The 12,019-nt window shown below is 49.5% G+C and carries 10 protein-coding genes; 3 read left to right on the forward strand and 7 right to left on the reverse strand.

The genetic code is table 11. The features are described 5' to 3' along the window. Positions 1–273 precede the first annotated feature (273 nt). The 3 genes from PPRES148_RS13395 to PPRES148_RS09045 all read left to right on the forward strand — a co-directional run bounded on the left by PPRES148_RS13395 (position 274) and on the right by PPRES148_RS09045 (position 1,283). Entirely contained in the window at positions 274–390 is a 117-nt protein-coding gene (locus tag PPRES148_RS13395; RefSeq protein ID WP_425468266.1) for a hypothetical protein, read from the forward strand. 144 nt (positions 391–534) lie between these two features. Next, on the forward strand, positions 535–693 hold the full coding sequence (locus PPRES148_RS11920) for a hypothetical protein (protein WP_223128027.1): 159 nt from the start codon (positions 535–537) through the stop codon (positions 691–693). Positions 694–842: 149 nt separating this feature from the next. Next, complete coding sequence (locus PPRES148_RS09045; RefSeq protein WP_149454326.1) at positions 843–1,283, forward strand: hypothetical protein; 441 nt, start codon at positions 843–845, stop codon at positions 1,281–1,283. Between the two features lie 1,472 nt (positions 1,284–2,755). On the opposite strand, the gene PPRES148_RS09050 is transcribed toward PPRES148_RS09045, so the two are convergent. The 7 genes from PPRES148_RS09050 to PPRES148_RS09080 form a co-directional block, all read right to left on the reverse strand. Continuing rightward, positions 2,756–5,188: an endonuclease MutS2 gene (locus tag PPRES148_RS09050; RefSeq protein WP_149454327.1), complete on the reverse strand. Its 2,433-nt coding sequence runs from the start codon at positions 5,186–5,188 to the stop codon at positions 2,756–2,758. Positions 5,189–5,217: 29 nt separating this feature from the next. Continuing rightward, positions 5,218–6,621 carry a cell wall hydrolase gene (locus tag PPRES148_RS13400; RefSeq protein WP_425468263.1) on the reverse strand — a complete coding sequence of 468 codons (1,404 nt, stop codon included), beginning with the start codon at positions 6,619–6,621 and terminating at the stop codon, positions 5,218–5,220. A 114-nt stretch (positions 6,622–6,735) separates the two neighbouring features. Next, complete coding sequence (locus PPRES148_RS09060; RefSeq protein WP_149454328.1) at positions 6,736–7,179, reverse strand: CvpA family protein; 444 nt, start codon at positions 7,177–7,179, stop codon at positions 6,736–6,738. 69 nt (positions 7,180–7,248) lie between these two features. Next, positions 7,249–7,497, reverse strand: a complete 249-nt coding sequence (locus tag PPRES148_RS09065) for a cell division protein ZapA (RefSeq protein WP_187820911.1) — start codon at positions 7,495–7,497, stop codon at positions 7,249–7,251. 22 nt (positions 7,498–7,519) lie between these two features. Further along, complete coding sequence (pheT, locus tag PPRES148_RS09070) at positions 7,520–9,961, reverse strand: phenylalanine--tRNA ligase subunit beta (RefSeq protein ID WP_149454330.1); 2,442 nt, start codon at positions 9,959–9,961, stop codon at positions 7,520–7,522. 11 nt (positions 9,962–9,972) lie between these two features. Next, on the reverse strand, positions 9,973–10,953 hold the full coding sequence (pheS, locus tag PPRES148_RS09075) for a phenylalanine--tRNA ligase subunit alpha (RefSeq protein ID WP_342779853.1): 981 nt from the start codon (positions 10,951–10,953) through the stop codon (positions 9,973–9,975). A gap of 190 nt (positions 10,954–11,143) precedes the next feature. Continuing rightward, complete coding sequence (locus PPRES148_RS09080) at positions 11,144–11,971, reverse strand: TrmH family RNA methyltransferase (protein ID WP_187820913.1); 828 nt, start codon at positions 11,969–11,971, stop codon at positions 11,144–11,146. Positions 11,972–12,019: the final 48 nt, after the last annotated feature.

A 12,019-nucleotide genomic window follows, 5' to 3' on the forward strand; every position in this document is an offset into this window, starting at 1 on the left:
TCAAATGCCGTTTGAAACGGGCCAAACAGTAACCGAAAGGCACACCGCAGGGTTGAAGTCCCTCAGTCCCCATTGTTGGCCAATCTATTCTTGCATTGTGTAAATGACTGGTGCAACACCCACAGGGAGGTTCAGTATTCCTAGACTTCAATCCAACCATTAGTCGGAAAACCAGGAGTAAGATGATGGAACGTCTGAGGACAATGAAAATACATCGATGGACACGAGTGAACGAGGATAGCCGAGCAACTCAATCCAATACGGGTAGGTTGGATCAATTACTATGGCGTCTTCCATCCATCCAAAGTCACGAAAGCCCCACAATACCTGGTAAACAACGGATTGAAGAAATGGACGAAACGCAGGTATAAAGGACTCAAGGGGGGATGAGGAAAGGCTAGCAGATGGATATATTACATCCGTTCAGGGTATAGGAAGTTGTTTGCGCATTGGCATCTATTCGAATGAATCTTAATCTTATGGACCATAAGATCCGCATAATGCGAGAGTAGTACGTGTGGTTCTGTGAGAGGGTTGGCTGAGATGCCAGCCCTACTCGACGTGAGAAGGTTGGCTGAGATGCCAGCCCTACTCGACGTGAGAGGGTTGACCGGGATGCCAGCCCTACTCGACGTGAGAGGGTTGACCGGGATGCCAGCCCTACTTAACAATATTCCGAACGAAACTTGTTAGATCATTCTTTTCCGCGGTAGCATCCTATCATTCTATATGTACATGTATAAGAATATAGACTATAATTAGTAGATGGGCACCGCTACCCCCTACCAGGGAGAGAGTGGTGTGTCTATCCTAAAAAAACAGGGGGAAGGGTGCAGTTCATTATGGTGAGAACAGTAAAAATAAAAACAGTCATTCTATTCGCCTCCACTGGTCTACTGACCTTCATGGGGGAAAATAGCATCACCGCCAGTTCAATAGAGAATCATGGAGGTGGTATTCCCGAATCATCATACATCAAGGGGGAACTGGTATCGAATATAAGGAAAATCAATAGTCAATATAAAACACTACTCGAAAAAAAAATACAAAATCCAAATGAAATATCTAGGGAGGATGTGGGAAAGTTTGTAGATGAAACAAATAAAATTGCTAATAAATACGGATCTACAAATAAAATTACTCTGGAGAAAGTATGGTCAACACTGACGAAGGAGGCAGGAGAAGCTCGCAGGGATCCATCGGGGTATAAAAAGCGCAAGGAACGGACGGAGAAATTGAAAGAGGAGGGATTGAAACAGCTTGCATCCGGATCGCTTGTATAATGTCTCTAGTCAGTTTCTCCGTTAACTTTTTGAAGGATTTACTAAGGCTTGGGCCTGAGGACAAAATTCCCTTGTTCACTCAGCCTCCCCCTATACCAGGGTTTCCAAACCCTAATAGTTACGGGTCAGGGAGGCCCAGAGGAGTCCTATTTTTTATGATTCACAATAAATGTAATAAAATATAAATTTACCTTAATTACTATATATCCATTCTCCCCCGTTATTTTCCTTCTACGTAGAACCCCTTTGTTGGACCTGTTTTAGTTACTCCCGGTTGAAATATCTTGCAGGTGGGGATTTTTTCCTCTCTGGATTCTTGGGTATCGGGTCAAAAGTCCGCGGTGGGGCTCCCGAATCCGCGGGAGCCTATCCGAATTTCTAATCAGGATATAGTTATCTACTAGATGGTAGTACCTATGAACATCTCTATTACATAATTCCATTTTTTTGTAAAGGAAAACCATAGCAAAGAAGAGATTTGAAAGTATATAGAACTGCTAAGACCTTTTCTGGACCATCTCTCTTCCCAACAACGGGAGGAAGGGCAAACCCAGAATGGGTCGTCCTCTGTGGGACCGGCGCGTGGTTCTCAGTATGATAGTGATTCACAAGGTCTACTGGGGATCCACATGGGACGAAATGGGGGAAACGATCCGTCTACGCAACGGATCAGGGATGAAAACGCCATCCCCAAGTACTTGTAAAAGATATTGGAAGTTTCTAAAAGGGAATCCCAAGATACTAGACCAGTTGATTTCATTCTGCATCTATATTGCAAAGGGGGAGGGGATGCTGAATCCAATCGTTCTTCTTGATGGATGCGATGGATGGTGGTTCCATCATAGGATCATCATGAAATGGTAGGCTGGGGATATAAGGAAGGTAAGGGTATGGGAATCATAGCCCTATCTATTTCGAACAAAATACTATTAGCTCATATGCGGTATCCCCGATCTGACTTACTATGTTCATTATTATAAAATAGTATGTATATTTTATTTATATAAATATTATTACATAATATCGATATCCATAAACAGATTTGGGGGTAATACTACTTAATAGATGCAAATGGGAGGGGCTGTTCGCACCCCTCCAAAGAGGACTGATGAAATGATAATCGAATTCAACAGTAAACTTATGTAGGTCTGCGGACAACGTTGGATCTATACGGGCCACACACAGGAAGAATTTCATAATTCTACAGACCCCTACATCCCCTCATACCACAAACTTCATCTGGTAATATCGGATCAACCCCCTATTTTTATCCCACCGGGGCAAAATAACCCTACCATTTGTCTGTGTGGAACAAAACAAATCAATGCCCTATTTTGATTCGTAATCACCCTTTTTTATAGATATAAATTCATATAATGAATATTCCATTCAGGAATAATAAATAATCCAAACCACCCCTGCCATGGCAAAAACCATAGCAACACAGAATACCACAAGAGCCAGCTTATCCATCATGACAACTCAACAACCGTTACACCTGTATCTCCTTCCCCCTGCCGCCCTAATCGAAAACGGTGTACCGAACGATGACTGGATAGAAACTCATGTATAACACGACGCAATGTCCCTGTTCCCTTACCATGAATCACCGTTACCTGCTTATGTCGGGCCAATATAGCCGCATCGAGATAGGCATCTAATTCATACAGAACCTCTTCAACCCTCATACCTCGCAGATTCACCTCTGTCAGTACTTTCCGCTCCACCTTAAAGGAGGGCGTGGGTATAGATGGTGGACGATCCCCCCTACGTGAAGGGGTTTTCTTCTGAGTCTTATCACCCCATAGGCGTTCCACCTGCGCAGACGAAACACTCATCCTCATCCTTCCTACCTCCACTTGGAGTCGATTTCCACGTTCTATTTTTACTACCCTCCCCTCCCGATTGAGATTCTTCACTAGTACCTTGTCCCCCACCCTCAACGATTGCTGTCCATCCCGAACCACAGGGGTAAATGGGGAATCATCGTTCCATCCCGCCGTTTGGCGTAAACGGCACTTAGCTTCACTCACCTGGTGCTCTAACGGAAAATCATCCGATAATGCTTGCCCCTTTTCCAATCTAGATAACCTCGTCCTCAATCCATCTAAAAGCCGCTCAGCCTCCTGCTCCGTTTGCTGAACCAACTCGGTGGCCCGTTGTTCTGCCTTCGCCCGTAGGCTCACCTGTTCCTTGATCCACCGGTCTCGTTCACCCCTCAACTGATCCCTCTCCTGCATTGCCTGTTGACGCAGTGACTCTGCTTTTAAACGCTCCGCCTTAGCACGTTGCTGCTCCTCATCAAGGGCGGCCAATACGTCTTTCATTTGGCAATCCGTGTTTGCCAAATGAAAACGAGCCCTCTCTAGAGTTTCCTTATCCAGACCCAAACGTCTTGCAATCGTCAATGCATGACTCTTCCCGGGCATGCCCACCCGCAATCGGAATGTTGGAGCCAACGTTTTCCGATCGAATTCCATACCCGCATTTTGCAATCGCGAGTGTCCATGAGCAAACAATTTCAGAACCTCAAAGTGGGTGGAAACCAATAAGTGACCCCCGTAAGATAGTAGTTTTTCCAAGAGTGCGGCCGCCAAAGCAGCCCCCTCTGCGGGATCCGTACCCGATCCCAACTCGTCCAAAAGAAGGAGGGCGGGTTGTTCTCTATCCCCCTGTGGGGACTTCACTATTTTCAAAATATGTAGAATGTGCTTTAAATGACCGGAAAAAGTACTCAAATTCTGCGTTATACTCTGTTCATCACCGATATCCGCAAGAATGCATCGGTAAACAGGCATCACACTCTCCTCACGAGCTGGAATGGGTATACCCGCCTGTACCATCAAGGTACATAACCCCAGGGTTTTAAGAGCTACCGTTTTCCCCCCTGTATTAGGGCCTGTGATAACCAACCCTCTCCGCCCCTCGTCCAGTCGCAAATCTATCGGTACGGCCCTGGTCCTTGACAATAGAGGATGAAAAACCCCTTTGAGATCCAATTGCCATCCCTGTGTAATCTTGGGACAAACGGCATGTTGCTGCCGGGCAAAACGTGCTAAGGCAAGCCGTACATCTAATTCGGCTAACGCAGCAGTATGAATCCTCAGGACCTCGTATTCCGATGCCACCGCCGCACTCAAGACACGCAAAATACGCTCTGTTTCCACCTCCTCTTCCTTCATCAATTCAGATAAATAGTTATTTTTCTCCACCACCCCTGTAGGTTCAACAAAAACTGTTGCACCGGAGGAGGAGCGATCATGAACAATCCCCGGCACGGCCTGCTGCAGGGATTGCTTGACGGGAATACAATATCGACCATTACGCACGGTAACAAGAGGCTCCTGCAGAAGAGCCTTATTCTGGGGATCATGCAGGAAACGTTGCAATTGTGATCGAATTGCCTCCCGCGAATCACGCAACCTCCTACGGATTCGTGCTAAATCAGCACTCGCTTGATCGCAAATCTCACCCTTGTCATCTACGGAACGCTGTAGATCCTCCACCAGAACCGGCAAATGGGCGAACGATGCCAATAAATACCTCATATGGGGCCATGGATTCGTCTTACTCTCGGCTTTCTCAATGATCCGTTTCGCGCAATCCGCAATTACCAGTGCCCGAAGTATACCCAACAATTGCGGCGCTGACAGGATACCACCCACCCGTGCACGTAGTAGAATCTCCCCCAATTCTGGAACACCTTGTAGGGAGAGGCCACCCGTACGACGCATCACATGGATAGCCTCCTCCGTGATCGCCAAACGTTCCACAACCTCTTCATACCTAGCGCTGGGTAATAACTTGTCGATCATCTCAGTCCCAGCGGGAGTTTCTGCCCCGACACGGATCCGCTGTTGCACAGCCTGGTATTCCAGGGAGGCCAAACTCCAAATTTCCTCCATTTTCCCCTCCGGCCCCCTTAATCCTTTCTCTATCGACAAAATACATGTCGTCCGATCCGTTTTACAGGTGATCGCGTGCGAATCCAGCGCGACGTCGCACGGCCAGGATTGTAATAGTAGAGCGCTTTATCCGCAGGATCCCAGCCCAATAATGCATCCTCTACCGCCCGATAAGCATCTTCATCCGGTTCCAGCCAGATTTGCCCATCCACAACCGCATCGAAAGCCCGTGGTTGGAAAATGACACCAGAAACAGTGGCGGGAAAGTCACCACTCTCCAAACGATTGAGAATCACCGCTGCAACGGCCACCTGCCCCACATAAGGTTCACCACGCGCCTCCGCATAAACCGCCCGCGCAATAAGATCAAAATCCTTGTCACTCAAACCCCCATGAAAACGGCCCCTATGATTCTTCTGTTTCTTGTATTCTGCCGTATCGCGCCCTACTCGTTCCTGCTTAGAAGCACGCCCCTGTTTCTCGTGCCCCTCACGCCGTGTACGCTCCTGTTTTTCGTGCTCCTCACGCCGTGTACGCTCCCGTTTTTCGTGCTCCTCACGCCGTGTACGCTCCCGTTTTTCGTGCTCCTCACGCCGTATACGCTCCCGTTTTGCACGCTCCTCACGCTGTGTACGCTCCTGTTTCGCATGCTCCTCGAGCTGCCGCCTACTACGTTCTTCCTGCTCGGCGTGCTCCCTACGTTCTTGCCTAGCATACCTCTCCCGTTTAGGGGATTCCTCATGATGTTTCGCATACTCCCGCTCGCCATGGTCTTGATGTTCTACACGTTCCCGTCCTTCATAGCCAGGAAGATTCCCCATGCGAGCATGGCGTGGAACACGATGGGAGGAACGGGGACGACGAAACTTGTGAATCCCTTCGGGCCCTGGGAATCCGTCCTCCCTACCCTCACCCCTGCGGGGTTCCCGATCTGGATCCCCCCCCTCTGGGGGAGGATTTTCAGGGGGAGATAAGGGTCGCCGCCCCCCCCTAGATGGGGATCCCTCCCCTTCCCACTTCCATCTCCTTTCTGGATCCGTTGACTGTGAAAACCCTCTGGGCATGGTTTCATTTCGTATCCATCTCCTCGATGGTAACTGATCCAGCTCAAATGGGGGATACGGATGCGGTTGGTGGTCACGGTAACGATCATGGACCGACGCCCGAATCCTCCTTCCATGTGGATCATAAACACGATGAACAAAAAAATGTAGGGCCTTGCCCACCTGAGAATGGTAATCGGTGTAAGAGTCCGGGGATTTTGGTTCCCCACGGGTCGGATGGGAAAAAAAAGCAAAACCTGCCGGCAAAAGGACCAATAACAAAAATATTGCCACTATGCTCCCTATCCACTGATATCGCACCGCATCTCCCTCACTTACCACACAGAAGAAGAACATCGATGCCCATGCCAAACCCGTGTTGCCTGTCACAGGAATATCCTGTGATGATAACGGGGGCAGCCCACGTTGGTGTTCTTCACCCCTAGGTTCCCATTACCTCCGCAGGATGATTCACAAAATCAGGGGGCCTCCATAATCAACAGCCTAATAGACATGTGGAGAAGGAAAGCGGTCGGGGAGCATTGTTGCCATTTTTCTAACTACGGGAGAATCCTCCATCATTTTGGATGCAATTCCGAATTGCAGATGAAGGAAAACAAATAACACAACGGCAGCGAGTGCCAGCGCTCGAACACTACCAAATAAAACCCCGAGAAAACGATCCAACTGTTTGAGAACCGGAAGTCGTACCAAGGGACGCAAGAGACACCAAACAAACATGGCAAGGAGACGACCCATCACCAATAGGAGAAGGGAAATGAGGAGAGCCGTCAATGTACCCCCCGAATCCTTCCAATAGAGAAAAGCCAGTGCTACCCCAAACAACCATCCCAACAGGGCTATGAAGGGCGCTACGGCACCACGCATATACCCCCATACAGCGGCCACCAGAAGAAACACGATGAGGATTGTATCTAGTGTACCCATTCACTAACAACATCCATTCCGTAATTGATATAAGTAAATTGTAAGCAAATGTTTGTAGAATGCCAGTTCCTAGGGTACCTCCTTGTCCAAGGACGCCGGAATCTCCTCATGTTTTTCTTTCAACTCGAGGAATTCTGCTGCTATATTGATAGCCGTCATCACCGCCAATCTCGTTGCATCGAGCCCGGGATTATTACTAGCCACCTTACACATTGTATCGTCTACATACTGCCCTATTTTTCGCATGGAATCTATACTCGTATCACCTGTAATGCGGTACTCCTGTCCGTGGATAGTAATCGTAAGTCTGTTGTGCAACCTATATGCCACTCTCCCCTACCTATTGACCTTGGCGCAGGGTAGCACCTATCTCCATCGCAAGGGATGTTACCAGTTGATCGTAAGCCATTTGTACCTCCCCCTCCGTTAGGGTTTTTTCATCACTCTGATAGATAAGCGTATAGGCCAAGCTTTGCTGATTCTCGGAGAAGGAAAATACATCAAAGAGTGATACCGTTTTCAACAGGGATCCCGCAAATGTACGGATGGCCATTGTCACCGAGGCAACGGGGATCCCCTTGTCCACCACCAATGAAATATCGCGATGCACACTAGGAAAACGGGACCAGGGACGAAAGGTAGACTGTCGATGCTGCATCAACCATCCCTCTGCATCCAACATCTCCCAGTCCAAAACAGCTGCCGATACCCTTTCCGGCAAACCATTCCTTTGTAAAATCTCGGGATGAATCTGACCCACATGGCCCCATAGCCGTTCTCCTTCCCCCTGCGTAGGTATCAACCTAACACACGCAATGCGACCGGGGTGCCATCCTGTGAGGGAGGCCGTCCCATAGACAACCTGCACACCCAACCAGTGGGAAAGAGAAGTAATCAGTCCTTGTAGGGTTGTCACGTTACCAGCAGCAGGAATTTCGCGTTTTTCCCAAGTTCGTTCCGGTTCCCCCACCCCCAAACAAACCATAGACCACTTCTCTAGAAAGGGCTGCTGATTGCTGCGTGTAGGGTGATAGGTTTTCGCCAACTCAAACCAACGCTGTGCAGCCTGTCCGTGGCGAATATGATAGGCGGCAACACGTAGTAAAGATGGCAGAAGGGATGTTCTTAGAACAGCGTGATCTTGGCTGAGTGGATTGGCTAGAGATACCATGGGTTCGTGGGATCCCCAGGGGGACATTTCATCCGCCCGCACCAAACTATAAGTGGAAGCCTCTTGCCACCCCCAATGGGTCAACAATTGTCGGACCTGGCGACGCAAGCGTTGGGGGGCGGTGAGTGCCTGCGGTTTTTGTACACCTCGCGGTATGGTTTGTTTGATTCGATCACAACCGTGCAACCGAATCACTTCCTCAATGAGGTCAATTTCCTCCACAAGGTCCGAACGACGATCATCGACCGTTACCTCATAAACCCCCATCGAATCAACCCACACTACCGGTAATTGCAAACGTTGGAAGACGGAAACGATCCACTGGGGGGATAGATTTTCCCCAAGAATTTTCGTAATCCGATCATGCCTCACCTTAATGACTGTGGAGGGAGGATCTTGGGTTCCCATAAGGGCCAGGACAGGGGTGGCTATGCGGGCCGTGGGCACCAAGTTCTGTAACAAACGACCCGCACGTGTTAACGCACGTAGAACCTGGGTAGACGAGACTCCGCCCCTACTGAATCGAAGCGCAGAAGCCGTTGAACAGCGAAAATGATGCGCCGTCGCTCGAATAGAAAGGGCTGAAAAGCAGGCGGCCTCTAGGAAAATTTCCCCCGTCTCCGCTGATACCTGGGATCTTTGTCCCCCAATCACACCCGCTAGACTCAGAGGACCCGCATCATCACTGACTACAAGATGGTCCTCCTGTAACGAATACCTATGACCATTCGAAGCCTCCAGCGACTCACCCCCGCGGGCGCGTCGGACGCGCAGATCCCCCTTTACCTTTTCTGCATCATAGGCATGCATAGGTTGACCGGTATCCAATGACACCCAATGAGTTACATCCACAATAGGGGAATGTAGAGAAACCCCCGCTGCTATCAAATGCCTCTGTAACCAGATCGGTGTGGATAGATCCTGGAGCCCACTCACATGTTGGATTGCATAAAAGGGAACCATATCCCCCCCCATATCCCGCAACATAAACCGATCCTCTTGCCAACCTAGGGAATCCACTGCTGGTACTTCCACAGCACGTCCCAAAATAGCACCTACTTCTATGGCCATGCCCTGCATACCCAACACATCGGTACGATTCGCAGTAGGCGCGCAGACGAACACCGTATCATCCAAACCCAGATACGCAACCACATCCTCCCCCAATGGAGCGTTGGCCGGTAGAACCCAAATCCCCTTTCCCGCCCCGCAAAATCCATAGGGTATATCCAATTCCTCCGCCGAACAGATCATGCCCTCCGACTCGACCCCACGCAGACAACTTTTGCTGATGACCACACCACCGGGTAATGTGGCACCCACACGAGCGACCGGCACACGTTGACCGACTGCTACATTCGTGGCCCCACAAACAATAGTTTGAGACGGGTCACTGGGAAGCGTTCGAACCTTACAAATTTGCAAACGATTAGCCTCGGGATGAGGATGAACTTCCTCCACTTGACCAATCACGACCCCGGTGATTCCCCTATCGCAGGAAACAATCTCTTCAACCTCTACACCCGCCAAGGTAAGAGCTTCCGCCACCTGTTGGGGGGAAATTCCCTGCAAGTCGACATATTGTGAAACCCAGGCGTATGAAACACGCATTTCCTTTCTCCTCACCGCCCCCGCAGCTGTGTCAGCAAACGCAGGTCATTTTCATACAAAAGGCGAATATCCATTATACCATGACGTAACATAATCAGTCTCTCAATCCCCAATGCAAAGGCAAATCCAGAATATCGTTCAGCATCATATCCCACCCGATTCAATACATGGGGGTGAACCATACCCGCCCCCAAAACCTCTACCCAACCCCGCTCAGGATGCCGTACATCGATTTCAATGCTGGGTTCTGTGAAGGGGAAATAACTGCATCGTACTCGGGGGGAAACGGAGGAGCCGAAAAGATGGCGAAGGAGAAGAAAGAGTACCCCCTGTAAATCCCCCATCGTCAAATCCGTATCCACGGATAGACCCTCAATTTGACCAAATTGGTGTGTGTGTGTGGCGTCATCATGATCACGGCGATATACATAACCTGGAGCTATGATTCGTAACGGTTGCCCCCCGGACTGTTGCATAACCCGGATCTGCACGGGGGAAGTATGGGTTCGGAGGAGCCACGTATCGTCCAAATAAAACGAATCCTGCATATCCCGTGCTGGATGTCCAGGCGGCAAATTGAGCATGGTAAAATTATAATGATCATTCTCAATCTCGGGACCCTCAGCAATTCTATAGCCCATGGATAGAAAAAAGTCCTCTATCTCTTCCACTATGGACATCCATGGATGTCGAACCCCTTGGGGAAGAATGGGACTAGGCAGTGTAAGATCCAAGATCTCCTCCTGTAAACGAATCTGTAGGGCCTTCCTCTCAAGACGAACTCTACATTCCTCACCCGCCTGGGTCAAACGTTCCCGTAATTGATTCGCCTTTTTTCCTAGCCTAGGCCGCTCATCAGGAGGCAATGCAGCCATCCCCTGTAGAATTTTCGTCAATTTCCCCTTTTTTCCCAGATACATAACCCGCCAGGTCAAAAAATCCGGCACTGTTTCCGCACGTTCTAGGGCTTCTAATGCTTCCTTTTCCAACACCTGCAATTGTGTATAAATTCCTTTTCCCCCTCACCTAAGATTTCCTTTGCCGTGCCATTCCCCAGGTACGGGCTGCCATACACAAGGCTGCAGCGATGGCTACGTTGGGAGAGTCCATACCCCCCCATGGGAATGGTTACATTCTTATCAGCCATGGCTGTCAATTGTGTAAATTCCTTTTCCCCCTCACCTAGGATTTCCTTTGCCGTGCCATTCCCCAGGTACGGGCTGCCATACACAAGGCTGCGGCGATGGCTACGTTGAGAGAGTCCATACCTCCCCCCATGGGAATGGTTACATTCTTATCAGCCATGGCTGTCAATGTAGATGAAATACCACGTGCCTCACTCCCAACAATCAATGCTACCCGTGCGGGCCAGATCACCCTATCTACAGACTCCCCACAACCAACCGTTGCTGTCCATACGGGCACGTTGTGATTTTGTAGAATCACAACAGCCTTCTCCATCTCCATTTCTAGGACAGGCAGTCGCCAAACGGCACTCTGTGCTGCACGAACAACCTTTGTTTGGAAAGGATCTGCAGTCCCCTTACCGAACACCACCGCCGTCACTCCCAACGCCCCCGCTGTTCGGAGGATCGTACCCATGTTCCCAGGATCCTGCACGCCGTCCAGCAATAAACAGAAGGCAAGAGCAGAGGAGAAACACGGTATGAGAAAATTTTCCGGATTCCAATCGGGTAAAGGGAGGACGGCCAAACAATTCTGCGGGGTGATAGTGTCGGAAAGCCGTCGCATCATCGTTTCGGTGATTTGATACAATTGTGCGGAATCAGGAATCTGCCCCAAGAAAGCGGGATCCATAGAGGACGTAACCAGAATCGTCAATTGAGGAAAATCCTGTAAGGCCTCAGCAATCAACTTCGGACCCTCCAAAAGAAAAGCCCTATGCATCTGCCTCCCCTTACGGCTTTTGAGCTGCCGCCATACCCTGAAACGGGTACTATGCAGGGAGGTAAGGGGGATCACTTTATGAATCTTGCGGATCTTTGTCAACCCACAGCACCCCCGCATGAGTAGGTTATTGCACGCACAGGCTAAGCT

Origin of the sequence: Pasteuria penetrans (assembly GCF_900538055.1) — a bacterium.
Taxonomy (GTDB): domain Bacteria; phylum Bacillota; class Bacilli; order Thermoactinomycetales; family Thermoactinomycetaceae; genus Pasteuria; species Pasteuria penetrans.

Coding starts and splice junctions, on each gene's coding strand:
- PPRES148_RS09050 (WP_149454327.1), bottom strand. CDS start 5,188: ATGGAGGAAATTTGGAGTTTGGCCTCCCTGGAATACCAGGCTGTGCAA.
- PPRES148_RS09045 (WP_149454326.1), top strand. CDS start 843: ATGGTGAGAACAGTAAAAATAAAAACAGTCATTCTATTCGCCTCCACT.
- PPRES148_RS09060 (WP_149454328.1), bottom strand. CDS start 7,179: ATGGGTACACTAGATACAATCCTCATCGTGTTTCTTCTGGTGGCCGCT.
- pheT (WP_149454330.1), bottom strand. CDS start 9,961: ATGCGTGTTTCATACGCCTGGGTTTCACAATATGTCGACTTGCAGGGA.